22 protein-coding genes and 2 pseudogenes are annotated in these 24,813 nt (G+C 70.5%); 12 read left to right on the top strand and 12 right to left on the bottom strand.

The annotated features are described in order from the left end of the window. Window positions 1-96: 96 nt before the first annotated feature. The 7 genes from ACIP82_RS24765 to ACIP82_RS24735 all read right to left on the bottom strand — a co-directional run bounded on the left by ACIP82_RS24765 (window position 97) and on the right by ACIP82_RS24735 (window position 5,611). Entirely contained in the window at window positions 97-1,881 is a 1,785-nt protein-coding gene (locus ACIP82_RS24765; protein ID WP_400656304.1) for a DUF2637 domain-containing protein, read from the bottom strand. Continuing rightward, window positions 1,878-2,297, bottom strand: coding sequence for a hypothetical protein (locus tag ACIP82_RS24760; RefSeq protein ID WP_400656301.1), 420 nt, complete (start codon window positions 2,295-2,297; stop codon window positions 1,878-1,880). The genes ACIP82_RS24765 and ACIP82_RS24760 overlap by 4 nt, the downstream gene beginning before the upstream one ends. A gap of 447 nt (window positions 2,298-2,744) precedes the next feature. Then, a complete protein-coding gene (locus tag ACIP82_RS24755; RefSeq protein ID WP_400656298.1) occupies window positions 2,745-3,320 on the bottom strand; it encodes a hypothetical protein in 576 nt (191 codons plus the stop codon). Window positions 3,321-3,356: 36 nt separating this feature from the next. Then, window positions 3,357-3,635, bottom strand: coding sequence for a WhiB family transcriptional regulator (locus tag ACIP82_RS24750; RefSeq protein ID WP_400656347.1), 279 nt, complete (start codon window positions 3,633-3,635; stop codon window positions 3,357-3,359). Between the two features lie 206 nt (window positions 3,636-3,841). Beyond that, complete coding sequence (locus tag ACIP82_RS24745) at window positions 3,842-4,093, bottom strand: hypothetical protein (protein ID WP_400656296.1); 252 nt, start codon at window positions 4,091-4,093, stop codon at window positions 3,842-3,844. A 970-nt stretch (window positions 4,094-5,063) separates the two neighbouring features. After that, on the bottom strand, window positions 5,064-5,228 hold the full coding sequence (locus ACIP82_RS24740) for a hypothetical protein (protein ID WP_400656294.1): 165 nt from the start codon (window positions 5,226-5,228) through the stop codon (window positions 5,064-5,066). Further along, window positions 5,225-5,611 (bottom strand): hypothetical protein, encoded by a 387-nt coding sequence (locus ACIP82_RS24735; RefSeq protein WP_400656291.1) that lies wholly within the window; start codon window positions 5,609-5,611, stop codon window positions 5,225-5,227. The genes ACIP82_RS24740 and ACIP82_RS24735 overlap by 4 nt, the downstream gene beginning before the upstream one ends. 346 nt (window positions 5,612-5,957) lie before the next feature. Here ACIP82_RS24735 and ACIP82_RS24730 point away from each other — a divergent pair, with 346 nt between their 5' ends. The 7 genes and pseudogenes from ACIP82_RS24730 to ACIP82_RS24700 all read left to right on the top strand — a co-directional run bounded on the left by ACIP82_RS24730 (window position 5,958) and on the right by ACIP82_RS24700 (window position 14,460). Further along, window positions 5,958-6,707: a GntR family transcriptional regulator gene (locus ACIP82_RS24730; RefSeq protein ID WP_400656289.1), complete on the top strand. Its 750-nt coding sequence runs from the start codon at window positions 5,958-5,960 to the stop codon at window positions 6,705-6,707. A 205-nt stretch (window positions 6,708-6,912) separates the two neighbouring features. Further along, on the top strand, window positions 6,913-8,076 hold the full coding sequence (locus ACIP82_RS24725) for an XRE family transcriptional regulator (RefSeq protein WP_400656287.1): 1,164 nt from the start codon (window positions 6,913-6,915) through the stop codon (window positions 8,074-8,076). Continuing rightward, complete coding sequence (locus tag ACIP82_RS24720) at window positions 8,073-8,654, top strand: cysteine hydrolase (protein ID WP_400656284.1); 582 nt, start codon at window positions 8,073-8,075, stop codon at window positions 8,652-8,654. The genes ACIP82_RS24725 and ACIP82_RS24720 overlap by 4 nt, the downstream gene beginning before the upstream one ends. Continuing rightward, entirely contained in the window at window positions 8,651-9,535 is an 885-nt protein-coding gene (locus tag ACIP82_RS24715; RefSeq protein WP_400656282.1) for an FAD-dependent oxidoreductase, read from the top strand. Before ACIP82_RS24720 ends, ACIP82_RS24715 begins: the two co-directional genes overlap by 4 nt. A gap of 1,032 nt (window positions 9,536-10,567) precedes the next feature. Then, window positions 10,568-13,204 (top strand): hypothetical protein, encoded by a 2,637-nt coding sequence (locus tag ACIP82_RS24710; RefSeq protein ID WP_400656280.1) that lies wholly within the window; start codon window positions 10,568-10,570, stop codon window positions 13,202-13,204. Between the two features lie 80 nt (window positions 13,205-13,284). Further along, window positions 13,285-13,410 (top strand): annotated as a pseudogene (locus ACIP82_RS24705) (helix-turn-helix domain-containing protein); the annotation flags it as partial. Window positions 13,411-13,659: 249 nt separating this feature from the next. Beyond that, entirely contained in the window at window positions 13,660-14,460 is an 801-nt protein-coding gene (locus tag ACIP82_RS24700; protein ID WP_400656349.1) for a hypothetical protein, read from the top strand. A 352-nt stretch (window positions 14,461-14,812) separates the two neighbouring features. On the opposite strand, the gene ACIP82_RS24695 is transcribed toward ACIP82_RS24700, so the two are convergent. Further along, window positions 14,813-15,487, bottom strand: a complete 675-nt coding sequence (locus tag ACIP82_RS24695; RefSeq protein ID WP_400656278.1) for a hypothetical protein — start codon at window positions 15,485-15,487, stop codon at window positions 14,813-14,815. Window positions 15,488-16,243: 756 nt separating this feature from the next. Between ACIP82_RS24695 and ACIP82_RS24690 the strand changes: the two genes are divergently transcribed. After that, window positions 16,244-17,125, top strand: coding sequence for a hypothetical protein (locus tag ACIP82_RS24690; RefSeq protein WP_400656276.1), 882 nt, complete (start codon window positions 16,244-16,246; stop codon window positions 17,123-17,125). A gap of 100 nt (window positions 17,126-17,225) precedes the next feature. On the opposite strand, the gene ACIP82_RS24685 is transcribed toward ACIP82_RS24690, so the two are convergent. Continuing rightward, on the bottom strand, window positions 17,226-17,591 hold the full coding sequence (locus ACIP82_RS24685; RefSeq protein ID WP_400656274.1) for a hypothetical protein: 366 nt from the start codon (window positions 17,589-17,591) through the stop codon (window positions 17,226-17,228). Between the two features lie 346 nt (window positions 17,592-17,937). Here ACIP82_RS24685 and ACIP82_RS24680 point away from each other — a divergent pair, with 346 nt between their 5' ends. The 3 genes and pseudogenes from ACIP82_RS24680 to ACIP82_RS24670 form a co-directional block, all read left to right on the top strand. Further along, complete coding sequence (locus ACIP82_RS24680) at window positions 17,938-18,183, top strand: hypothetical protein (protein WP_400656272.1); 246 nt, start codon at window positions 17,938-17,940, stop codon at window positions 18,181-18,183. A gap of 185 nt (window positions 18,184-18,368) precedes the next feature. Further along, window positions 18,369-19,559, top strand: a complete 1,191-nt coding sequence (locus tag ACIP82_RS24675) for a UDP-N-acetylglucosamine--N-acetylmuramyl-(pentapeptide) pyrophosphoryl-undecaprenol N-acetylglucosamine transferase (protein ID WP_400656270.1) — start codon at window positions 18,369-18,371, stop codon at window positions 19,557-19,559. 157 nt (window positions 19,560-19,716) lie between these two features. After that, window positions 19,717-20,022 (top strand): annotated as a pseudogene (locus ACIP82_RS24670) (glycosyltransferase); the annotation flags it as partial. A gap of 30 nt (window positions 20,023-20,052) precedes the next feature. On the opposite strand, the gene ACIP82_RS24665 reads toward ACIP82_RS24670, so the two are convergent. Genes ACIP82_RS24665 through rfbB form a run of 3 tightly spaced genes read right to left on the bottom strand, consistent with a single transcriptional unit; the run spans window position 20,053 to window position 23,394 of the window. Next, complete coding sequence (locus tag ACIP82_RS24665; RefSeq protein WP_400656268.1) at window positions 20,053-21,189, bottom strand: DegT/DnrJ/EryC1/StrS family aminotransferase; 1,137 nt, start codon at window positions 21,187-21,189, stop codon at window positions 20,053-20,055. Further along, the gene (locus ACIP82_RS24660) at window positions 21,186-22,412 is read right to left on the bottom strand and encodes an ATP-grasp domain-containing protein (RefSeq protein ID WP_400656266.1); all 1,227 of its coding nucleotides are present in this window, start codon (window positions 22,410-22,412) and stop codon (window positions 21,186-21,188) included. The genes ACIP82_RS24665 and ACIP82_RS24660 overlap by 4 nt, the downstream gene beginning before the upstream one ends. Beyond that, window positions 22,405-23,394 (bottom strand): dTDP-glucose 4,6-dehydratase, encoded by a 990-nt coding sequence (rfbB, locus tag ACIP82_RS24655; protein WP_400656264.1) that lies wholly within the window; start codon window positions 23,392-23,394, stop codon window positions 22,405-22,407. Before rfbB ends, ACIP82_RS24660 begins: the two co-directional genes overlap by 8 nt. A gap of 227 nt (window positions 23,395-23,621) precedes the next feature. On the opposite strand from rfbB, the gene ACIP82_RS24650 reads away from it, so the two are divergent. Continuing rightward, window positions 23,622-24,785 carry a hypothetical protein gene (locus ACIP82_RS24650; protein ID WP_400656261.1) on the top strand — a complete coding sequence of 388 codons (1,164 nt, stop codon included), beginning with the start codon at window positions 23,622-23,624 and terminating at the stop codon, window positions 24,783-24,785. Window positions 24,786-24,813 lie beyond the last annotated feature (28 nt).

The raw sequence follows: 24,813 nt of genomic DNA, 5'->3' as shown, positions 1-24,813 counted from the left end.
TGGTGCTCGGCGCCGCAACGCCTTCGCCGGTCACCGGAGCGAGGGGATCGCCCCGGTGGCCGACGGAGAGGCCGGGATCCGGTCGTACAGGGCCTCTCAGGCCTCCAGGAGCTCGCTGCCCGCCTTGGCGCGGTAAGCGCTCCAGAACAGGTCCTGCAGCCCGCTGTCGGGGTTCTCCAGGTGCTCCTTGGCGAGCCCCCGGCGGCTCGACGCCGTGCCGACAGAGCAGCCGAGTTCGCGCATGATCACGTCGTTGGTGACCGTGCTCTCGTCCTCGGCGGACACCAGCAGGCCCATGATCCGGATCACGTCGGAGTCGACCTGGCCCAGGCGCTCGCGAGCGGCGGCCTCGGCCACGCGCGCCCGGCCTTCGGTCGCGCGCCGCTCGGCTTCAACGGCCCGTTCGGTGTTCTCGGCGGTCCGGGCCCGCAGCTCCGCCGTTTCGGCGCGGGTTTCCTCCGCCAGGCGCTCGTCTTCAGCGGCCTTGCGGTCGGCTTCAACGGCGGCCTGGCGGGTTTCAACGGCCTTGCGAGCGGCTTCAGCGGCGTCCAGCTCGTTCTGCTGGGCGGTCAGGAGCTCCTGCGAGTCGGCCAGCCGGCTCAGTGCCCCCATCCTGGCCGCGTGCTGGGCGGCTTCAAGCTCGACCTGCTGGTTCTGCCGGTCCGCCTCGGCCAGGAGGCGCTTCTCCTCCGTCTCGGCCTTGAGCTGCTGGTTCTTGCGGTCGAGGTCGGCCAGGAAGCGCCGGTTGGCGGTCGCGTCCTTGATGGCCTGGATCTCGGCCGCCGCCTCGTCCTGAACCCTCTGCAGCTCGGCCTGAAGGTCGGCGGCCTGCCGCTGAAGCTTGACCTTCTGCAGTTGAAGCTCGTTTTCGATCTTGGCCTTGGTCTCGATCTCCGCCAGCTGAAGCTGGCCGTCCGCACGGATCCCGGCGGCCTCCGCTTCGAGTCGCTCCTCGCGGATTTGAAGGTCGGCGTGGATCTGTTGAACCTTGGCCGCCGCTCGTTGAAGGGCCGCCTCCCCGGCCCGGCGCGCGGCCTTCATCTCTTCCTCGAAGGGGATGGCAAGGGCCCGGTCGACGCTGTAGCCGGCGTTGGCCATCTTGAAGGGCAGCAGCTCGTCCGGCGTCGCCTTGGTCTTCCAGTCCTTGCCGTGCTTCTGGCGCAGGCGCTCCTCGTACACCGCCAAGTCGTGGGCCATGGTCACGACGACGGCGTAGGGCTTGTTCCACAGCACCATGCGGCGCGAGTGGCCGGCGGTCTTGAAGGGCGAGAGGAGCCATCGACTGAGCGGCGGCGCCCCGAGGTCGGCGGCGCCGTGGAGCAGCTGGCTCCGGCGGCCGATGTAGTGGCGGGCCGCCTCGACGGCCGCGATGTAGAGGATGGGGATGATGCCGTGCATCGCGGCGGCGAGCGGGTCCTTGAGGATCGGGCCCGAGGCGGCAGCGTTGAAGGCGATGGTCGCCAGGGTCAGGCCCAGGGCGATCCAGCGCAGGAGCGGGAACTTGACCCGCTTGTGGACCAGGTAGAGGTCGATGGCCTGCAGGGCGATGATGCCCGCGTCGATGCCGATGGGGAACGCGTAGGAGAAGTCCCCGAAGCCCTTGTCCAGGGCGAGCTTGCGCAGGGTGCCGTAGGAGCCGGCGAAGCCGATGCCGGCGACCACCCCGCCCATGACCACCGCGCCCGCCGCCAGGGCGGTCAGGAAGCCGTCGCCTTCCTTCTCCTGCTGCCCGCCGTCGGGCTGCGCCTGGAGGTCGTGGTCGTAGATACTGTCGGCCTCGTCGTCCGACGGGGCGGGCGACTGCTTGGTGATCGGCGTCGGCTGGGTGGGCAGGAGGCCCGGGGGGTGGCCGTTCGCCTTCTCGATGGTGGGGACGGTCACGGCGCCGTCTGCTCCTTTCGGGGGGAAGCGGGGGAAGAGGTGGCGGGCACCGGGCGGGGTGCGCGCGGCGGGTTCGGGGGGCCGTCGGTGCCCAGCTGCCGGTCGATCCGGGCCAGCTGGACCCAACGCTCGTCCAGGGCCTGCGACCTGGCAGCCAGCTGTGCCTCGGCGGCGAGGGCCTCGGCCTGGAGGGCCTCGGCGGCCCGGGCCTTGTCGGTCCCGGGGTGGTCGGGGAGGTAGACCGGCTCGAAGCCGGCGGCCTCGATGTCCGCCGCCTCGGCCGGGCTGAGCTGGTCGCCAGGCTCGTAGACGTCGGGTTCGTGCCGGGTGCGCCGGGCCCTGGCCAGTTCCGCCGTGGCGATCAGCAGCAGCACGGGCAGGAGCGCGAGCGCGGTCGGTACGGGCGGAACGGGCATCAGTGCCTCCGCTGTTGTGCTGGCCGGTCCTTCCGGCTCCCCGGTCCGCCCGGCGCACCTCGGGGGAGGCGGGCCGGGCGGACCGGGCAGCCGGCGGACGGACCCGGCACCCGGGACCCGGAGGTCCGCGCGCCGGGGTCGCCGCCGGGCAGGGCGGGGGTCAGACCAGGTCAAGCGGCATGACGCTCCGGGTGCCGTATCCGTCGGTGACGGTGCGGACGATGACGGGCGGCGTGGCCTTGCTGCCCCGTCGGCCTTCGCGGGGGTGCTGCCGCTCGGGGCGGCCGCCGTGCGGGCCTTCGCGGGGGTGCCGGTGACCTTGGCGCTGTTCTGGTGGTTCGTCATGATCTGCCTCCTGCGGAGGCCTGACCGCACCCCGGCGCTCCCCATCGCCCAGGGGCCGCCACGAGACGGACTCCCTGGGATCAGGGCAACAACGGGGTGCGGTCAGGCCCTGGCGGACGGGGCGCCGTTGAGGATGTCGACCGCGGTGGTCACGGCGTCGGCCCAGCGCTCCAGGTCCTCGACGGAGCGCGTCGCGGTGCGGGCGTCGTAGGTGTTGGTCAGGGGCTCCAGGAGGGCGCCGGCCGTACGGACGGTCTCCACCGGGTAGCGGAAGGGCGCCTCGGTCAGCAGCACCAGGAGCGCCCGGATCCCGGTCCCGATCCGCCCGACCTGCCAGCGGACCCGCTTCTCGTCGGCATTGTCGGGCGCGCTGCGCAGCGTCGTCGCGATGCGCAGCCGGCTCATCTCGGCGAGGTCGAGGGCGAGCTCGGCCAGGCTGAGGCGGGCGTGGGCCTCGGTGCTCCGCTGGCGCAGGAGGGCGACCTCCTCGGCGGTGAAGCCGCCCAGGCGCTCGCGGATCGTCTGGTCGATCGCGCCCTCGGCGGTCTCGCGGGCGAGGCGGATGCTGTGCCAGTCCGACCTGTTGTCGTCGCTGTCCAGCCACCGGCCGAGCCCGCGCAGGTCGCCGATCGGGTCGTCGGCGTCGAGGCGGTCTTCGAGCCACTGGGGAAGGGCCATGGTCTGGTGTTCCTCTCGGTGTTGGTGGTCGGTCGGTCAGGCGGTGCGGGAGCGGTTGCGGGCCGCGCGGCGCTTCAGCGCGCGCCGCTCGTCGGCGCTCCTGGCGCCCCAGACACCGTCGTCCTGACCGGTCTCCAGCGCCCACCGCAGGCAGGTCTCCATCACCGGGCAGCGGGTGCACACCGCCTTCGCCTCCTCGATCTGCAGGAGGGCGGTGCCGGTGTTCCCGGACGGGAAGAACAGCTCCGGGTCCTCTTCGCGGCACGCGGAGCGGTCACGCCACTGGCGGTCGGGCTCGCGGACGTCGAGCGCGATCACTTGCTGTCCCCCTTCTTGGTGGCGGACTTGCTGTCCTCCTCGGTGCCGGTACCGGTGCCGCCGGCGAAGCTGCGGAGGGTGTACATGGGGTCCTCCTTCAAGGACGGTTGGTGCGGGGTGGGTTCAGTTCGCGGGCCGGGCGGCGACGGTCAGGCGGCGGCCTGGCGGTCGCTGCGGGCGGGCCGCTGCCGACGGACCGGCGGTCAGGGGTGGAGCGGGGTGGTCCTGGCCGGCGTGCGCGTGGGCCCCTGGACGGGGCTGTCGGGGGTGTTGCCGTCCGGGTACCGGCCGGAGCGGCAGACGAAGCGGGAGTCGGTGCGGCGCTTCTGGAACGGCGAGAACCGCGCGACCAGCTCCTTCTCGGTGGCGGTGCGCCGCTGGGGGTCGCTCCCGCCGTCGCCCCGGTTCGTGGTCTTCTTGGGGCCGATCTTGGGGCTGGGGGCCTTGGTGGCCACGGAGCCTCCTTGGTGTCTCGTGGAGGGGACCGGGTCGGTCCCGGAACTCCCCATCACTCCCGGCCTCGGCCCCCGCTGGTGCGCGGGGCGTGAGGTTTACAGCCCGAAGGCCTTCGTCCCTCCAGCGCCGCCGCGCTTGCGCGGGGGCCGGATGACCGGGAGGTCAGGGCAGCCACGGGGCTGCTCGGTGTGCGTCCCGCCGTCACGCGATCGCAGCGGCTGGACGCGCCCGCCGGAAGGGCGGGACTGGCCGGCCTGACGGGGCCGGCGACCGGGTGACGATCTCTCTGTCTCTCACCTGGAACAGGGCGAATCGCACGGTCGGGTGGCACACCCCGCAGGGCGTGTTCTCCAGAGCCGAACCGCTTGGCAGCTGCGACAGCACCCGAAGGTGCTGCTCGCCGACGGCATCCCCTGCCGCCTCGGGGGGCGATCTGTCTCATCTCGCCCTCAAGCTCGGGACCCGCTGCTCCTCCGCACCCTGGGGTGTCGTGCCTGCCAGCACGAAGGAGGAGCAGCTGCGGCCGGGCGGCTCGTCGTCCGTCCCCGAGGGGTCGGACGGCGGAACCGTGGCCGGCGCTTCCGCGCCGGTCCCGTCATTGCAATGCTCATGACATGCTGTTGAGTTCTCAAGGTCCGGTTGCTGCAGGATTCAGTCCCCCCTCGGGGTCCGCCTCCGCGCATTCGATCCACCGCTCTCGCGATGAGCCACCGTTAATGCACTCAGAGTGATCACTTGGCGGCAGAGCTGGGCCTAGCCAGGTCCCCAACCCCCGCGCCGTCCAGACGAGTTCGCCTGGAGGTGGTTCGCGGAGGATGGGCAGTCGCTAGAACTGCTGCTCCAAAGGGTGATGAACGGCCAGGTGGCGCTAGCCCCGGCCCGCGGCCTTCGCGGCCTCGATGCGTGCCCGCTGCTCACGCGCCTGACGAAGGGCCTCTTCCGCCTGCTGGCGGGCCTGATCCTGCGGCGTCACCGGGGACCACCGGCCTGGTGGTCGGCGAGCGCGAGATTGACCCGGGCCGCGTGCGCCTCAACCGAGGCGACGAACTGCTGAGTCGTCAACGCCGGCTGAACCGGAGCCGCCGACTGCGCCGACTGCGCCTGCTGCGCCTGGGGCTGCTCGGTGGCACTCATGCGGCCACCAGCCCGTTCGCGTCGACCCGGACGGAGACCGCGAAGCGGCCCTTGGCGGTCATGGTGGCGACGGTGGCGATGTCACCGGTGTGGCTGACGTCCTTGGACTCCAGGGCGCACACGATGGACTCGAAGCCGACCGGCGAGACGACCCCCAGGTCGAGGGTGCCCGCGGCGCCGAGCTCGACGGCGAGCCCCAGGAGCGTGAACATCGCAGCGAAGCGGTCCTCGGCGATGTCCTCCTCGGACAGCCCGGCCGCCAGGAGCTCGGCGGTCCTGCTCGTGGCCGGCGCGGTGCGGAACTCCAGCACCGGCGCGACGGCCGAGTCGTTCATGGTGGGGTCGGTGTGGTCGGACAGTCCGACCTGCGGCAAACTGCTCACGGCGAGTTACTCCCTCAGATGCATTGAGGTTGAAGGTGATCGCCATCAGGTGCGGCAGGCGTGCCGCACCAGCTGCGGGTCCGGGATTGCGAGTCCCGGGCCCGCAGTGCCTTTTCCGGGGTGCGAATCCCGGGTCCGACACAGCGATCTGGTCTGCCACCTGCGGCTTTCGGCTTGCGAGGCCGTTCCGCCTGGCGGCGAGACAAGAATGACACACCATCAGCGACATAGTCAACGCTATTCCGGTACAGCTGCGCTCACTTTCCCTATGCCGGTATAGCTGCACATGTGGTTCACTATGTCTTCCGACACTGAGGAACTGGGTCACACAGAGGGGAGGACCTGGATGTCCCGCAAGTGGGAAGCCCTCGCGGACGAGTTGACGCAGCTGTGCGCCCAGCTCGGACCGGGAGGCGTGCTTCCAAGCACCACAGAGCTGATCGCCCAGGGGCGCGGTTCTCGGACGACCGTGGGGAACGCGTACAACGAGCTCATGCGACTCGGGCTGGTCAGAGGCGTTCCTGGGACCGGCTACATCGTGCGGGACAGGAGCGTCGTAGCAATCCCCTGGAGTCGCTACGGACAGTCCGGCGCCGACGGCCTGGACCCTTGGGAGACAGCCACGAGGGCCCAAGGGCTGAACGGGACCATGGCCTTGATCGAGGTCGCGACCGTTGAGGCGACGGTCAGCGTGGCGGCCAAGCTGGGCCTGACCGAGGCCACGAGCTTCCAGGTGACCCGGCGCACGAGGCACGCGATGATCGATGACAAAGTGCTCCAGATCCAGCTCGCCTCGTACCCCGTCGACGTGGCTCGCCGGTGCGGCCTCGACCGCAAGGGGGGAGTGGAAGGCGGCACTCTGCCGGTGCTTGCCGCTGAGTACCGTCTCGGGTTCGGTACAGAACGCATCAGTTTCCAGCGAGCCACCGACGCCGAAGTGGGCGTTCTGAAGCTCGCGCCAGGTGGATTCGTGGCCCGCGTCGAACGGCTGCTCGTCGACGAGGACGGACATCCGCTGGAGCTCCTCCAGGTCGCCGCACTTCCCGACCAGGTCGAGTTCGTCTTCGACGGGCTCGACTTCAAGAAGCTTGCCTGACGATGTCCCGTCAATCGCTGGCGCTTGGCACTCACCCATGGACTCTTTCCCCTTGCCGTCAGGGCCTGGCGGCCGCTGCGGATCAAGCATGGCCAGACGATCGGGGGGCGGGGAGGCATGGCGGGGGCAGTTACGGGCCAGTTGCGGGTCACTAGCGGGGCAGTTGGGCAAGTTCGGCGTTGCAGTTCAGGGAGGGAGTGCAATCGTGAGCATCCGCATCAGGCGTTGGACCGGCCGCGAGGCCATGTGCCTGAAGGAGGCGCTGCGAATGACCAACCTGGAACTCGCCGAGCGCCTGGGCATGTCGCCCACCTCAGTGAAGAACTGGCGCAGGGGAGGGGAGAAGTTGGCGTGCAAGACAAGCACCAGTCAGCTGCTCGATCGAATGGTCGACCGGTTGAGCCCAGTCGAAGAGGAAGCGTTTCGCGCGCTGCTGATCGAGCACGGGGCCGAGTTCGAACTCGTCGATCTACCGCCCACGCTGGTGGGCGAGTTCAGCCTGACGTCCCACCAGTTCATCCCTCTCCACCTTGGACCCACTGCGGACGCCCTGCGCGCCGCCGCTGCGCCCTGCCCGCCCGGGCCGGCCGGCCTCGATCGCCGGATGCTGCGGTTGGCAACCGACGGAAGCCGAGACGGGACCCTGTACGTCTACGACTTCCATGTCGCCGTCCTCCACATACGGCAGCCTCTCCGCCTGGATTCGGTCACCGACCTGGCACTGTGGCGATATCCCTCGTACTTCGCTAATCGTGCCTGGGCGCAGCAGGTGGTATCCGTCTTGGTGACCGGGCTTCTGGGTGAGGGGGCGGGCGTGCCCGTGCCGGACTACGTGCTCTCGCTCTACGAGCTGCACCAGCACCCGTGGAAGGACGAGGTCTTGGACGCCGCGCTCCAGCTGCTGGCAACCCCTGGGGCATTGGTCGACCGCTCTGCCGACGGGGAGAACCCGTTGCCGCTCGGCATCGAGGAAGAGCGGCTCTCCGCTGGCTGGCGTGATGGAGAGGCGGTCACGTTCTCCGGAGGAAGGGAGATGTCACGTGGCGTGGCCAGCTGGTCGGGCGTGGCCTACCACCCCGCTCCCGATGAACGGGCCCTTCCGGTCGGCAGCATCGTGGCGATGGAGCTCGACACTCAGGCCTTGTGGGCCCTGTCGGCCCATCTCCTGGGCCAGATCGAGGCGGGTTTCGACCCGACGCTGCCCGGTCATCTCGACTGGCGGTGGCTAAGGGGCGCGCACTTCCGCCTGACAGCGGCCAGGCCGACGGAGACGGTTCACGACCGGTTGATGCGGGCCGCGATCATCGGCACGAGCGACCTGCCCCAGCGCCTACAGGACGCCTGGACGGCACTGAAGGAGTCCTCTTGAGCACCGCGCCGATCGGACCACGGCTGGAATCGGCAGTTCTGGTGGCGGTCGACGTCCAGGCCGGGTTCGTGAAGGAGTCCAGCCGGCACGCCGTTCCGGTGATCGTGGACCTGATGCGAGCTTGGCAGAGGGCAGGAGGTGCCACCGTCGTCGCCACATTCACCAACCCTCCCGGCTCGCAGTACGAGAAGATCAGCGGCTGGAAGAAGCTGCGCACGCCCGAGGAGCAGGCCCTCGACCCCGACCTGGCCCCGCTGGCCGAGGAGGCCACAAAGCGGATCGTGAAGACGACCTCAAGCTTGTTCAAGGTGCCCGGAGTCCTGGATACCTTCAAGGCGAGGGGATGGACAGACGCGGTCTTCACCGGGATCGACACCGACAGCTGCGTCCTGGACAGCGCGTCCGACGCCTACCAGTACGGCATCACGCCCTGGCTCGTAGTCGACGCCTGCGCATCCTCCGGTGGCCACCAGTTCCACCAGGCCGCTCTCCTGCTCGCCAGCCGCAACTTCGGCCAGCACCTCCTCCTCACCAGCTCCGACCTGCACCGCACGCTCACTCAAGGGGGGTCTCAGTGACCACGACCGACGCCCAGATCCTGATCGTCGGAGCCGGCCCCGCCGGCTGCAACGCCGCCACCATGGCGGCCAGCATGGGGATGAACTCGTTGTTGATCGACCCTGCGGCCACCCCCGGTGGGACGCTCTGGCGCATCGGCAACCTCACCAACTTCCCCGGCTGCTCGGACGGCCCCAGCTACGCCCAAGTCCTCCGCGAGGCCCTCGCCCGAATCGACGGGTACTGCACGCACGTTCGGGCAACTGTGGTTCGAATCGAAGCAGCTGAGGATCACGTTCGTGCCGTCCTCGCCGACGGCACGAGCCTCGTGGGTGAGCTGCTCATCGCCTCAACCGGAACTCGCCCGGCAAAGGCGCATGAAGTCGGGTGGATCACTTGCAACCACGACTTCCCCACCCTCACCTCCTCGACGCCCGACGATCTGGGCGCGCGAACCGTCGTCCTCGGCGGAGACCGGCCGTTGGGAACCTGGCTTCGGACCCACCCGGAAGCTGGCCAGAAACTGACTGTCTGTCACACCGCAGGTGAGGCCTACAAGGTCGACGAAGTCCGGCACGACGAGCGCGTGAAGTTGCTCCAGGTCCGACGGGTCACGGTCACGGGGGACGGGCCCTTCGAGGTGCTCTTCGTCTTGGCCGACGGCACCCACGAGGTGGCGGAGGCCGACTCAGTGCTCGCCAACGTCGGCAACGTCGCCTCCTCTATCCCGGGACTCGGGGTCGACCCTGACGGTTTCTGCCCGCCCGCCGCTCAGCATCCTCGCGTCCTAACGGCCGGCGATCTGACCGCTCGGGTCGGCCAGCGGGTGGCCACCGCCGTTGGGGCGGGAGCAGGCGCCCCATTGGCCCTTCAGGCCCGTTTCCGTCGGCAGGCGGTGTGATGAACGGTCAAGGCCGACACATGCGCGCGAGGAGTGCAATGGCGTGGCGCAAGGGGGTCTCTCTGGGCTTAGGATCAGATGCGGACCGTCACTGGCCTGCGGGAGGTGGAAGCCCCGCTGAACGGTGCAAGGTCTACGAAAAAGGCTCGGCCCCGTCGTAACCGCGGCGGGGTGGAAGATTCCCGCCGGACTCGGTCACCCCGGGGCCGAACAGCCGGGCCATCTTCACCGGCTAAAGCTGGACACCTATGAAGGAGGTGCCGCGCTGTGAATCAGCGTACCCGTTGGACAGCCCGAGGGCGCAACAGCGCCCGGCCGATGTCGCGCGGCCCCAAGCCGCGCCCGGCTGCTTCGAGCCCGTCCATGTCTAAGTTTTCCCTGCTCGACGGCGGTTTCCGCCGGGTGGGGTTCGCCCGAAGGTGTATCGCCCGCATTCTGGGCTTGATCCGATCGGGTTCCGCTGCGCTCCGCTACCTCAGGAGCGTGGTGTCCGCCGTGGCCGCTGAGCGCGGTCGGCGTGACGTGGGGGTGGGGATGACCTAGGCCCTCTGTGGCGGCGCCCGATTCCGCTTGACCTCCTTGCCGGGAGGTTCGGCGGTGGCGCCGCCCGGGAGCTCGACCGGTGTCCGCCGGTGACGTTCCCAGATCGTCCTCGTGAGTGACCGCCCTTGCCGGGGCTTGTCGACTCAGTACTGCATTCGGTTCTTTCGCAGGAACCGCTTCCGGCCCGTGAGGGGCCTTTGCGCGCCCTCCCAGGCCATGTAGGAGAAGCAAGGCCATGATGCAGCATCGCGCTGCCCAAATCCACTTCGGCGTGCCCGCACGCTGGCGAAACCGCTCGTTTTCGGCCGCCTCAGCCGTGCGGGCCGTTCGCGTTGTGCCGTCGACGGCCCCTTGGGGCGGCCGGTGAGCGCGAACGCGATTTTGGCGTCCCGTCCGCCCGCTTCCCGGCCTCGTCCGGCGGCGGGACGGCAGCGGCTTCGTGCTGTCCCGTCCCTGGGACCGCTGTCGACACCGGCACCCCACCCGCTGGTGCTGTCGTCGGTGATGCGGGCCCGGCTGAGTGCCGCCGTGCGGGCGCTACTGGCTTCGCCGGGCCTGGTGGGTCAGAGCGACGCCGTGCGGTTCGCGGCCGTGGTGCTGATGGCCCGCACCCCCTTTGACAGCGGGGTGGTGACGATCCGGAAGGGCGAGCTGGGTCGCTGGTGCGGATCGAGCCGTAACTTCATGAAGGTGGTGACGCGGACCCTGCGGGGGACCGGTCTGCCTGAGGGCGTCCAAGCCACGGTGGCCGATGCCACCGAGGACGGTTCCGAGCACTCCGCCGACTCGCTGAGCCTGCGGGTCCTGCCGCTGTGGGAGGCGATGACCACCTCCAGCGGCCCGGCAGGGCGCTGCCCGGAGACGGGCGAGCGCAACCCGCTAGCCCTGGACCAGCGCGAGCTCAAGGTGCTCTTCCACCTGGTCGAGTACCTGTTCGCGCCGGGTTGGGGCCGGGACTCCATGGTCGGGCTGCTGGCTTCCCGGACCGGTCGCGGTGCCGCGACCGACCGCCTCGCCCTCCTCCTGCTGGTGCTCTCCGCATCCTCCCGGGGTCGCGTGCGGATGTGCGGCGGCCGGGTGGACACCCACGTCGGCCGCCCGGCCGTGACGCTGGCCCGGATGCTGGGCTGCTCCCCCGACGGTGCCGCGCACGTCCTGGCCCGGCTGGAGGAAGCCGGCGTGCTGACCCGGCCGCGCCGTGGCGCGGCCGGTCTGCGCTCGCGCGCCCGACTGGTGATCCCCTCGGTGGCAGCCGCGTACAAGGCGAACTCCACCGACGCGCAGACGGTCAGCGGCGCGGCGCCGACCCTCCAGTCTGTCCCGAAGCCGACCATGCCTGCGGGCGACAGCTCGATCGTCCCGACGGCGGTGCCCGCCGCCGTTCCCGTTGACGAGCAGCCGGCTGAGGACCGGTGGTGGGAGACATGTGGCGAGCCTGAGATCGAGGAGCCGCCGGTGGCGGACCCGGCCGTGGACCTGGAGGAGGCGTTCGAGGAGGGCTCGTCCTTCGTCGGGGCCCCTGCCGCTGCTACCCCCGGCGGAACCGTGCCTTTGGCTGCCGAAGTGGCGCTGGTCAGCGCGGTGGAAGAGGGCGGGGAGGCCGGAACTGCAGACCTGGCAGCTTCTACCCCCCTTCACGCTATCCACTCTCCGGTGGCTGAGGTGGGTGGTTGTGCTGACGAGGTAGATGGCCTTTCCGGCGCTTGCGCCGTTGGGGTGACCCACCGTCGGCCGGAACGCGCGGGCGCGCGCGAGGACGCGGCTTCTCCGCATGTGCCAGCCCTCCGGCTCGTCGGGGCCGCTGACCCGCTTCGCGGGGAACAGCCCGACCACGACGATCAGCACAACCACCACCAGGGGCAGCCCGAGGTCAGGGCGACGCCGTTCGTCCCCCTGCCCCGGGACGCGGCGCTGGCCTGCGCCCTGGCGCCGGTGGAGGACCTCTGGCAGCGACTGGAGCGACCGTCGACCCGAGGTTTCCTGCTGAAGCGCGTCCGGCGCGCGCTGGCCGGCATCGCCGCGTGGACCGGCCCGACGGACGCCCCCGAGGTGCTGGCCGACAGGCTGGCCTTCCGCGTCAAGCGCCAGCGCCGCCAGGGCAACCCGCACATCGACGACGTCGTCGCCTGGATGCTGGACCGCGGCCTGCCGCAGGAGCAGGAGTGCAAACACGCGGCGTGTGACAACGGCGTCCGGCTGGACACCGACAAGGACTGCGTCACCTGCGACCTGCGGCTGGAGGACCGGCGCTCCACCCGGCGCGCCATCATCGGGCAGGTGGTCCGCCGGCTGCCGGAGGCGACGTTCGAGCAGCGCCGGGAGGCGATCGAGGACGGGCTGCGCAGCCATGCCCTGGTGCGGGCTGAGGCCCAGGCCGATGCCGCACGCCGGGCGGCCGAGGCCCAGGCGCTGTGGGAGGCGCAGCGCCCCGAGCGGGAGGCGGCGGCTGCCGAGGCGGAGCGGGAGCGGTTGGCGGTGCCGTGCGCGGACTGCGGGGCCGGGCAGGCGGCCGGGCTGTGCCGTGGGTGTGCGCAGGGCCGGGAAATCCGGCAGGGCACGCAGGCCTGCATCACGATGGCGCTGGCGGCGTACGCCGACCTGGGCAACTACTCCAGTGTCCGGCGGACCTGGGAGTTGACCAGGTTTGAGGTGCGCCAGGCTCGGCAGGAGGCGCGGCTGGGGGCTGCGGACGAGGTGATCGGCGGGGCGTCGGAGGTGGTGGCCGTGCAGCACGCGCTGGACGTGTACCGGGTGTCGGCGCTGCGGGTGTTCGCCAGGTCGGAGGCGGCGTGCGAGGAGGCGGTGGCGGCCTACAAGGCCGTGTGGCGTGCGCGGCACCGGTTCCCGAGCGAGGCCGCGGCCCGGAAGCGCGCGGCGGAGCGGGCGGAGGAGGCCCGGGCGCGCGCTGCCGAGTGGCTGCTGCGGCGCCGGCTGGCGGCGGTGGAGCAGCACCTGGCCCGCGTTGCGGCGCGTCAGCAGCAGGGCCGTGCGGCGGCGGTTGTGGTGGACCCTAACGTCGCGGGTAGGAACCGTGCCCGGGCCGCCGTGGCCGCCCGGCAGGCGGCCCGTCGGGTGGGTGTTGACGGTGATGGGGTCGTACGGGCGGGTACGTCGCTTTGGAGCTGAGGTGTTGGTTGTCGGTGGGGGCGGCTACGGTATTGCTGAACGTAGCCGAGTGCACACGGAGTGGGGGGTAAGCTGGGCCCTTGCAGCAGGAGATCTTGAGGGCGTTCCGGTTCGCCCTGGACCCGACCGAGCGTCAGCTCGCGGAGCTCGCACGGTATGCGGGCGCGGCTCGGTGGGCGTTCAACCACGCGCTGGCGGCGAAGGTCGCCGCGCACCAGGAGTGGCGGTCCCAGGTCGACGCGCTTGTCAACTCGGGTACCAGGCTGGAGGCGGCGCGAAAGCAGGTGAAGGTGCCGCCCACGGGCCGTCCCGCGTCCGGAGGCGTCCGCAGCCAACGCCGGATCAGAGTCGATGCCGTGCGGGCTCCTCGGCCCGTACGATCCGCTGCAACGAACACCCATCCGGATGGCTCCCGCCAGCACGACCGCGGGCGCCACGACGCGCAGGAAGGCTTCATGGGCAGCAAGAGGAAGACCGGGCAGCGGCGCAGCGGCAACCCCTCCCTGCGCGACGGCGCCCCAGGTGCGGTCACGGTGCCGCGCCAGGCCGTCGAGGCGGGCATCGCCCTCCTGGGTCACGGACGGGTCGACGTCAACCTCGGCACTGGAGTGTCTCTCCCCGGCGTGATGTTCGACTTCGCGAAGGGGTTCCCCCGGGAACGGGAACGCGACGTGCGCGACGGGTGGGGCTACGGCATCGAACTGCCGGCCGTCCTTGACCTCCTGGACCTGGTCAGGGACGGACGGGCCGACCCCGCGCAGGCACGGGAGCTGCTCCTGCGCGCGGCCCGCGAGCTGTACGTCCCCTTCGAGGCCTACGCCTTCGAGGACGAGGGCGACCTGGAGGCCCGCTGCCAGCAGGACCCCCGCGACTGCCCCGTCTGCCGAGCGCACCGCGACTGGTTCGAGGGCGAGCTCGATGCCGCGGACGACCTGTGGGCCCGATACTCGAAGCCGGAGGCGTACCCCTTCATTGCCGGCCGTAGCGGCCTGCACGAAGTGACCTGTTCGGTCGTCCGGCGAGAGATGCCGCAGGCCTACGCCCGCCCGGCCGGGGACACCTACACCACCGAACTACGCCGGTACGCGCACTCGGTCGACCCTCACAGCGGCCACTCCGATCTGGAGTACGACCGAAGCTACCCGCACTGGAAGGCGATGACGGCCGCCGAGACCCGCGCCTGGATGGCCGAGCGCACCGGCCCGAAGGGCGGGCGCTCCTACAAGACCTGCGGCCGCTGCGCCCCCACACCCTGAACCCGCGCCAGGTTCCCGCCCGGGATGCCCGCCGGCCCTCCCCGCGGAGCGGGAGCGGGTCCCGACAGCACGTGACGAGAGAGCGCGGGGAACGGACCATGGCGCAGCCCCCGGCGACGGTGGACGGCATCGTCGAGCGGCTTCTGTACGTCGGCTGCGCGTTCAGCGCTGCGGCGGTTCTCACGGTTGTCCTGACCTGACCGAGGCCGTTTCCGTGGCGGCGGGGAGGACGGCCACCGTCGGCTCCGGTGGGCGAGGCGTTCGCGGACGCCCTCTCAGCGCGGGGCTCCCCGCCGTCGTGCGCCGGCCGTCGGGCTGTGCCCGCATCCCGTGGGGCGCGGTCCGCGGCAGGTCATGCGCCGAGGAAGAGCTGAGGAAGTTGGCCGACCACCTCCAGTGCCGACTTGTAGTTCGTCCGGGCCTGCTTCACCGAGCGGATGTCGGTGACCAGCTCGTCGTACAGCTGGCGGGCGTCCTTGCCCCGGGCCTGGCACTTCGCGCTGAGCGCGCCCTCCGCCGCTTCGAGGGCGCTCCTGGTCGACCAGCTGGCCTTGGTCACCCGGAGCAGTTCTGCGGCTTCATGGGAGCAGGGCAGGCGGACCTGCAGGTCCTCGATGGTGGCCCGCACTTCGTCGTTGCGGACGAGGCCCAGGACCTGGCCCTGGAAGAAGTCGTCGCGGCCCCGGCGGTTCTCCAGCACGCACGCGTCGAGGAACGCGGCGCCCGCAGCCCGGGCTTCGTAAACCACGTCGCGGAGACGGGACTCGGCATCGTCGAGGCTCTTCGGTACGACCCAGACGCACAACTCCCCGTCGAGTTCGTACAGGACGTGCCAGTGCGGCTGTACGGACGACCGGTGGCAGCACTTCGGGTCGACGACGTACCCCCAGGGCTTGCCGCGCAGCGTGCAGTCGTCGTCCAGCAGGCTCCGGTGCTGCAGCTGGCTGTAGATCGTCTTGGGCATCCGCTTGCCGTTGACGGACAGGACCTGGATGGTGACGGCGGCTTCTTCGGTGGCGAGCTCCATGCCAGGAGAACGGCGGACTGGTAGCGCGCGAAGCGGTACCCGCCAGCGTTTCCCGCGTTTGGCCCATCCAGGTGACGCCGGTCCGGCGGGTGCGGACGGCCTGGCGCACCGTCTCGGCGGCCGCGGCCCCCAAGTGCGCGGCGGAGTCGTCGGAGGAGACCCGGAAGCGGGCTGCCGAGTGGCTGCTGCGGCGCCGGCTGGTGGCGGTGGAGCAGCACCTGGCCCGTGTTGCCGCGCGTCAGGGGCAGCGTGGTACGGCGGTTTCGGCGGACCCGATCGTCCTGGGCGGGAACCGGGCCCGGGCCGCTGTGGCTGCTCGGCGGGCAGGCCGGGAGGCGGGATGCTGACGGCGTCGGCTGCCGTTGGCATCCTGTTGGGGCCGTCACAGTGCGGCCACCACATTGGTGGCCACTACTTGTGTGGCCACCAATGTGGTGGCATCATTGGGGGTGTCAGGCCGGGTGAGCTCGCCCGCCGGCCGGAAGCCGGGTCACCATCGGCCCGACCACGGCCACCGACCCCGCTTTCTGCTGCTTTCATGCGCTCGCCGTCAGCGAGGCGGCCCGCAGAGCACCACCGAATCCCCGCCCACTCGCTGACATGCTGCCAGCAGCCGCCCCGGCAGCCCTCTACAGGCCATCGAACACCAGTTTTCGCATGCGAAAACCTCGGTTTGAGTTTCCACATGCGGAAACCTTGCTACGGTTGTCGCATGCGGAAACCTCCGCAGAGTGGCCCGACCTCGGGAGGCACCCCGTGACGCGCATCAACGTGTTCGACTACGGCAACGACGACGTGGAGGAGCCCAAGCTCGCGGGATGGTTTGACGATGACTCCGCCGTGTTCTTCCGAGAGGCGGGCGAGTGGGACGGCAGTAACCGAATCTCCGACACCCCCGTGGTGCTGTACCGCACGAAGGGCGGCCGGTGGGTGCGCAACACCTACTCGCAGCGCCAGGGCGTCGAGGAGAGGTACGAGTTCGTCACCGACGAGCAGGCCCGTGACTGGCTCATCCGCAACAAGCACCACGAGCACGTCGCGCGGTACTTCGGCGAGCTGGAGGAGGAAGCCGGGCCGAACCTCGGCGGTCGGCCCAAGATCGGTGAGAAGAAGTCGGAGGTGCGGCTCCCGGACAAGGTCCTGGCCGCGATCGACGATCAGGCCAAGGGCAAGGGCGTGACCCGCGCGGAACTGCTGCGGACCCTCATCGCCCGCGGCTGGCAGCACCCGCCGTACCAGGCCCTCGCGGACGACCAGGACCTGCGTCGTGTCCTGCGCGAGGCGGACGAGTACCTGGACGGCTACAAGGACACCGCCACCGACCCGCGCGAAGCTGTCGAGAAGCGGGTTTTCTGCGGAACCGGCTACCACCACTTCGAGAGCACGATGCGCAAGGCCCTGACCGCCGCCGTCGAGCACCTGGCCGCCGAGAAACTTGCAGCCGGCCATGCCTACGCCGAGGCCGAGGGTTCCGAGCCCGAGACCTCCGCCGCCCTGGCCGAGGCATGGGGCCGCTCCATGGGTCTGGACACTGTCACCTGGATGCTGGAGAGCCTGCGGGGGATGCTGCCGATGGGCACCTACTACGTGATGGACCGCGCCAACCTGGACGACCCCGGCGAGGACCTGGACGCGTAGCCCGGACACGATCGCAGTGAAGGCCAGCCCCGCCGCGGGGCTGGCCTTCACTGTTGCCAGCGGTGCCGTACGTGCCTCACGAACGGCCGATACCCGTAAGTCACACGAGCCTACGAGCACTGTCCCTCACGTGGCTAACGGCTCCCAGGAACCCCAGATAAGGGGGACTTCGCCGGTGGTCCTTGTCCGCGCCGGTCATCCCCAGGCGCGGCGCCGGCTCACCCTGTAGCCGCCTGAGGATGTAGGCGTGGCCATTGATGTCCACGGCTGTGAACATGCGCGCCTCGCGCCGGCCTTCACGGTCGGCTTGGAGGAAGGTGCGCTCACCCGCCGCCCGGCGGGCTTCCTCCTCCGGCGTGACCGAGTCCATCGGCGCGGCCCAGGCCTCCACCATGAACGCCAGGCCCGCGAAGCCGTCGGGGGAGCCGACGAATGCCAGGTAGTTCACTGGCGTGGTCGACGACATCCCCAGCCCCGCCCGGCCGCCCGTGACGGATGGCGCCAACGACTCCGGGGTTCAGCTGTTCCTCGGGCTCACTCGGACGCACGCTCTGCCGAAGCGGACCTCTCGTTCAGCATCGCGACCGCCGGGCATTCTCTTGAGCTGCAGCCTGCGGATGGCCGCAGAGAAGCGCCTGCCCATCCCTACGTAGATCCCTACCTGCATCCCTACAGCAACGTGTCCGTCTATCGGGGTCAGCGGGCGCTGCATCGAGCCGGATATCCGCAGGAGCGACACCTTGGTGAAAGCCGTACGCGCGAGCGGGTGAAAGCTCGCCCCGCACGGATACCGGGGCGGGCATCCTGAAGCGATGAACCGACGAGGACCCCGAAGGAGCCGGCGCCGCACCCTCGCGGTCGCGCTCGGCATCAGGCCGCGCGCGCTGGCGGAGGACGCCCTGGTGTTCCAGTCCTCCGCAGAGGTCCCGCGCCCTGCGCCGCCCGAGCCCATGCCGAAGTGCTGCACGGCCACCCGCACGAGGCGGATTTCGATCGGCGGCACCGTAGTGATCACCACGGTTCACCAGACCGAGTGCGCGATCTGGGGAAACGGCTGAGAGCCCGTGCCAGCTACCGCGCCAGCACTACCGGTAAGAGGTGGCCTTAAGCCGGGTCTGGACGGAGTCCTACCACTGTGGTCACCTCGGTTCGGGCGTTGTGCCCTACTATCGTCCGCAGTGTTCCGCTATCCCCAGGCCCGGGGTTGAGTCATCCCCGGCGTAGCCAGATCGGGAGCTCCTCTGTGAACAGCGACGCCGTCAACCGCCTTCCGGAACGGGTCTTTCGACTGATCGTCACGGGCGGCGGGACCGGTGGCCACACGTACCCGGCTCTCACCGCGGTCCGCGCGCTGCAGACCAGGCTCGCAGCGTCGGGCAGGGGCCTGGACGTTCTGTGGGTCGGTACTGCCGACGGCCTGGAGGCCCGGGTCGCTGCGAGCGAGGGGATCAGGTTCGCCGAGGTGGCGACCGGCAAGATCCGGCGGTCCAGCAATCCGCTGAAAATGGTCTCCGCCGCCAACATTCGGGACATGGGACGGGTTCCGCTCGGTGCGGTGCAGGCCCGCAAGATCGTCGCCGACTTTGCCCCGGACGCTGTGCTGGCGACCGGCGGCTATGTGGCGGTGCCAGTGAGCCTTGCGGCCCGGTTGTGCCATCGTCCGCTGGTGATTCATGAGCAGACGGTGCGTCTGGGCCTGGCGAATCGGCAGCTCGCTCGCCACGCGACGCGATTCGCGGTGTCGTCGGAGTCGACGTTGTCGCTGCTGACGGAGTCGGTCCGCGCGGTAACGGTGGTCACGGGTAACCCGGTGCGGCCGGAGGTGCTGACGGGACACCCCGAAAAGGCGATCCAGACGCTCGGGCTTCACGGCTTCGACCGCTCCCTCCCGACGGTCTACGTCACCGGTGGCGCGCAGGGCTCGGCGCAGATCAACACCCTGGTGCGGGACATCCTGCCGTGGCTGCTGGAGCGGGCGAACGTGGTCCACCAGTGCGGACCGGCCAACGTGGCAGGGCTGGAGCCAACTGCCTGGGCGCTGCCCGGTGCGCTGGCGGCCCGCTACCTGCTGACCGGCTACGTCGGGCCGGAGCTGCCCGACGTCCTGGCGCTGGCCGACGTGGTGCTCTCGCGCAGCGGCGCGGGCACGATCGCCGAGCTGACGGCGCTGGGCAAGGCGGCCGTGTTCGTTCCCCTCGCCTCCTCGGCGGGCAACGAGCAGGCCCACAATGCCCGTCACCTCGCGGACGCCGGCGCCGCGGTGGCGCTGCTGGGCGAGGTGACGGCTGAAGGTCTGCGGCAGGCGGTCGAGCCGCTGCTGACGGATCCCATCCGGCGCGCCGCGACGGCCGAGCGGGCCCGGGTGTACGGTCGCCCGGATGCAGCCGAGCGGCTCGTGGACGTCGTCCTGGACGCGGCCGCTGCCAGCCGCTGAGCACGGGTTGAAGCCCAAGGCGCGGGTACGCCTCGGGCTTCAACGGTTTCACCGCTCAGGCGTTGCGCGGGAAGTTCCTGGGAGCGTTCGCGCAGACGTGCCAGGTTCGCTGGTCCGCACTGGTGGATGATGTTGGCCTGGGCGAGCAGCCAGGCCAGTCTCCCGCTCAGGTGCCGGGACCATCGCCGAACTGACTGCCCTGGGCAAGGCTTCCGTCCTTGTCCCGTTGGCCAGTTCCGCAGGAAATGAGCAGACCCACAACGCCCGCCATCTGCACACCCGCGGTGCTGCCGTCATGCTGGAGGCAGCGAATCCCGAAGCGCTGCGCACCGCTGTGGGGCCACTGCTGTCCCAACCCGAACTGCGCGCCATGATGGCCCAGGCCGCTCGTTCCCAGGGCCACCACGACGCTGCCCGGCGGCTGACGGATGTGGTCCTGCTGGCAGCTGCCGGGCATCCCTGACTGAAACTCAGCCGCCGGTGGCCGCGCCCCTCACCGCTGAGTCCCCGCGACCGCCAGCGACTCCTTGAGGGCCTCCACCACGCTCACGGCCTCGTCCTCGCTCATGTGCGGGTGGAACGGCAGGCTCATGATCTCCCCCGCGATCCGCTCCGTCACGGGCAGCTTGCGGTGCCAGGACGAGAACGCCCGCTGCTGGTGGTTGGGTGGGTAGTGCACCCCCACGCCGATCCCCCGGGCACGCATCTCCTCGAACACCGCATCCCGGTACGGCACCCGCACCACGCACAGGTGCGGCACGGAGTTGTCCACGTCCACGTCGACCAGCTTCACGCTGCTCAGACCGGCCAGCGCCGCCCGGTACGCCCGCCACAGCTTCTTGCGGCCGGCCTGCGCCCGGTCGAAGTTCGCCAGCTGCACGTTACCGATCGCCGCGTTGATGGACGACAGCTGCTGGCGGAACCCGAACCGCTCCACGGAGTACGACGTAGTCACCGCGCGCCGGGCCTGCGACTCCACAATCCCCAACCCGCGCAGGCTCCGCGCCAGCTGCGCCTCCTGGGCGTTGCGCGGCACGATCATGCCGCCCTGGCCGCACGTCAGGTTCTTGATCGGCCCGAAGCTGAAACACGTCAGGGCGCCCGTCGCGCCGACCCGCACGTCCCCGTCGAAGGAGCCGAAGGCGTGCGCGGCGTCCTCGATCACCGCGATTCCGCGCTCCTGGAGCGTGTCGGCGATGCCGGACAGGTCGATGGCCCGGCCGCCGAACAGCACCGGCATGACGGCGGTGGTAGCGCGGGTGAGAGCCCCGAGGATCTCCTCCGGCTCCACGCACAGGGTGTCGGGGTTCACGTCCACGAAGCGCGGGTTCGCCCCGCACGCGAGGATCGCCTGGATCGTCGCGCAGAACGTCAGCGACGGCACGACGACCTCGCACCCCGGGCCGACGCCCGCCGCGACCAGCGCGATGTGCAGGGCGGCGGTGCCGGTGGTCACGGCGACGGTCTCCGGCACCCCGAGGAACGCCGCGACGCCCTTTTCGAAGGTCTCCGTCACGTCGGTGTGCCCGTACTGGCCGCTGAGCAGTGCGCCGGCCACCGCTTCGGCCTCCCCGCCGAACAGGAACGGGCTGGCGTTGCGTGCGGCGTCGGGCCGCGAAGGGGTGGTCACGATACCTCCCGGGTCGGTCGGATGATCGGTCGGAGCAGTGAGACGGCCCTGTCCAGGGCCAGGGACACATCTGCGGGCGACGGTCCGGCGGCGGTGATCATGCCGATCTTGTGGCCGGACTGGTCATGCGGGTGCACCGGGTCTCCGGGCTGGGCATACAGCTCGATGCCGGTGACGCCGGGGACGTTGCGGGCTTCGGCGACTCCCTCCCACGTGGCCAGTTCGCCTTCCACGTCAAGGGGGGAGCCGAGCAGTTCCACTGCCGCGTGCGCGTTGCGCGTCGGCGTCAGATAAGCGTCGAACGGCTCACCGAGCGCGAGTGCGATGAGCGCGCCCACGACGTTGACGCCGTAGGCGGCCTCGTGCAGGCGCGGGATGCTGTCTCCGCTCAGGCGCGGGTTGGCTTCGACGATGCGGCCCTGGCCATCCTCGCCAAGGACGAGGTCGAAGTTCGCGGGCCCGTTGACGATGCCCAGCGCGCCGCACAGTCGCTCAGCTACTTCCTCAAGGTGGCGGTGCTCCGGCGGGGAGAGTTGCGCCGTGCTGATGCGCCTGACGACGCTCCTCCCGGCCACAAGGCGCTGGTCCTTGATGTAGGTCATGACCGACTTGCCGTTGCGGAGGAAGAGGTCGATGGTCAGCTGCCGCCCGTGGAGGAATTCCTCGGCGATCACGGTCCCAGAGGCGGAGTAGGCGCGCGCACGGGCGATGGCGGCAGGGAGGCCGTCAGGGCGGGTGACCCGGGTGACACCCTTGCTGCCCGACCCGTCCACCGGCTTGACCATGAGCGGGAAACGCAGCCCTGCCGCCTTCGCGGCGACCTCGCCCGGGTCCTCTGATGCGGCCCACCCGTACCCGGGGATGCCGCAGGAAGCGACGACGCTGTGAAAGGCGCCCTTGTCCAGAGCCGCCAACGCCGCCTCCGGGTACACGTAGGGCATCCCGTAGCGCAGGCCCAGGACACGCCAGGTGGGCAGCGCGGCGTCGGTCGCACCGACCACGATCCCTGCGGGCCGCGTGTCGCCCAGCGCTTCGGCGATGGCGCCCGCGTCCCGGGTGGAGACCTTCATGGCCGCATCGGCGAAGGGGAACGCGGAGGCGTCCGAACGCATATCGACGGCGATGGTCGGGATTCCTCGGCTTCGCGCCTCCCGGTAGAGAGGGATGTGCTCCTCTGATGCGCCGAGCACGAGCAGCGCGGTCTGCGGCCAGTTCTCAGGCATGCTGCATCTCCTTGCGTGGGAGGGGCGCCCAGCGGTCGGGGTTGCTGCGGTACCAGTCGACGGTCTCCGCCAGGCCCTCCTCCAGGTCGCGCGCCGGCCGGAAGCCCAGCGCCGCGACCTTCGACCAGTCCATGGCGTAGCGGATGTCGTTGGAGGTGCGGTCCGGGATGTACTGCACGCAGTCCCAGTCCGCACCGAAGATCCGCAGCAGGACCGCCGTCAGGTCCTTGCTGGTCAGGTCGGTGCCGCCGCCGATGTTGTAGACCTCGCCGGGGACGCCGTCGCGCAGGACCAGCTCGACCGCCTGGCAGTTGTCCTCGACGTGCAGCCAGTTGCGCACGTGCTGGCCCTGGCCGTGCAGCGTCAGCGCGTGGCCCTTGAGGAGCCGGGTGACGAACAGCGGGATGATCTTCTCCGCGTGCTGGCGGGGGCCGTAGTTGTTCGAGGACCGGGTCACGCACACCGGCACGCCGAACGTGTGGAAGTGCGACAGCGCCACCATGTCGCTCGCGGCCTTGCTCGCCGCGTACGGGACAGTCGGCCGCAGTGTGGCGTCTTCATCCGCCCTGCCGCTCTCCAGCGGCCCGTACACCTCGTCCGTGGAGATGTGGACGAACTTGCTGACGCCGTAGCGCCGCGCGGCGTCGAGCAGGTTCTGCGTGCCGAGCACGTTCGTCTCCAGGAACGCCCCGGCATTGGAGAGCGAACGGTCCACGTGCGACTCCGCCGCGAAGTGGACGACCGAGCTGTGCGCCTGCACGAGGTCATCGACCAGCTGCTTGTCGAGGATGTTCCCCGGCACGAACGACAGCTTCGGGGACAGCACCGCGTCACTGAGGTTCTTGATGTTCCCGGCATAGGTGAGGGCGTCGAGCACCGTCACCCCGGCCACGTCGTCGGCCTTGAGCAGCCGCCGGACGAAGTGCGAGCCGATGAACCCGGCCCCACCCGTGACAAGCACCTGACCACGTTGAGCACCCATGCTCAACCTCCTGGTTTCACTCGATCGTGCGACCCGCCTACTGGCGGGTGGACGACAAGCAAACCGCCGCTGATCTGCGCGTAACAGGCCAATTTGGGGGGCAAGTTGGCGACGCGGCGGTTGGCGACGCGGCGGTTTAGGATTGCCGGCCCCGGCAGTAGATGCCTCACGATGGAGGGGCGGGTATGGGCAACGAAGCGTTTCGCCAGCTGAGGCTGGCGTCGGGAATGACGCACGAACAGATAGCGGAGGCCGTACGGAAGCGGATCAAGGAGCAGCACGGGCGTGATACCTCGATAGACGGGCGCGCCGTGGGGCGCCTTGAGCGCGGGGCTGTCACATGGCCCGGCCAGGACTACCGGGAAGCTCTCTGCTGGGTGTTCGGCGTGGAAGTCCCCGCCGAGATCGGCCTGCACTGCAAGAAGGTCCGCCCGACGACCCAGGAGTTGAGTCCCTCGCGCCGCCGAACCCTCATGACCGCATCCCTCGCCGCCGCCCTGCCGCCGCAGATCGCCGGGCCGCCCCGGCGCCTGACCCTCGGCTACCTCGGAGAGGTCACCGAGCGCATCCGCGTCCTGGAAGACCTCGACCGCTACAACGGCGGCGCCGCCGCCCGCCACTTCGCCCTCACGGAACTGCGCGCTGTCGTCCAGCTCACGGAGGCGTCCATGGGCCCGCAGGTGCGCGCGCGTCTCCACGGCGCCATCGCCGAGCTGGCCGACCTCGCCGCGTGGTCCTCGTTCGACGCCGGGAAGACCAAGGAGTCCCGGCCGCTGTTCCAGCTCGGCATGCAAGCCGCCCGCGAAGCCCAGGACCCCTCCGCCCTGTGCCACCTCGCCACGAACCTCGCCCGCCAGGAGATCAACCAGCGCAACCCCGAACCCGCCCTGGCGCTGACCGAAGTCGCCGCCCAGGGCACCCTGCCCAACCAGGCCCTCGCGGTGATCTCCGCCATCCGCGCCCAGGCCCACGCCCTCAAGGGCGAGGAGCCGCAGATGCTGCGCTGCATCCACGACGCCGAAGCCCTCTACGCCCGCGTCACCGACCTGGAAGACGGCCCCGACTGGATGCGCACCATCAACCCCGGCAAGCTCACCAGCGACATCGGCTTCGCGCTGTACCTCCACGCCAACGCCACCGACCGCTACGCCCCCCAGCTCCTCTCCCAGCTGCGCACCGCCGCCGAGACTCTCGCCACCCGCCAGCCCCGCGCCAGGGCGCTGGGGGCCGCCCGCGCCGCGACGGTTCTCTACCGCCGGGGAGAACGTGATGAGGCCGATCACTGGGCTGCCGCCGCAGCCGAAGCCGCCACGACCGTCCGCTCTGCTCGTCTGCAATCCGCTCTTGTTGAAATGCGGAATGCGAGGAGAGGCGAGATGGGGGAACGGTGAGTGTCAGAGCCGATCCGCCGGGGCCTCC

The organism is Kitasatospora sp. NPDC088548 (assembly GCF_044753005.1).
Taxonomy (GTDB): Bacteria; Actinomycetota; Actinomycetes; order Streptomycetales; family Streptomycetaceae; genus Kitasatospora.
The sequence above is the reverse complement of the archived record's forward strand: the minus strand, read 5'-3'. Positions and strand labels throughout refer to the sequence as shown.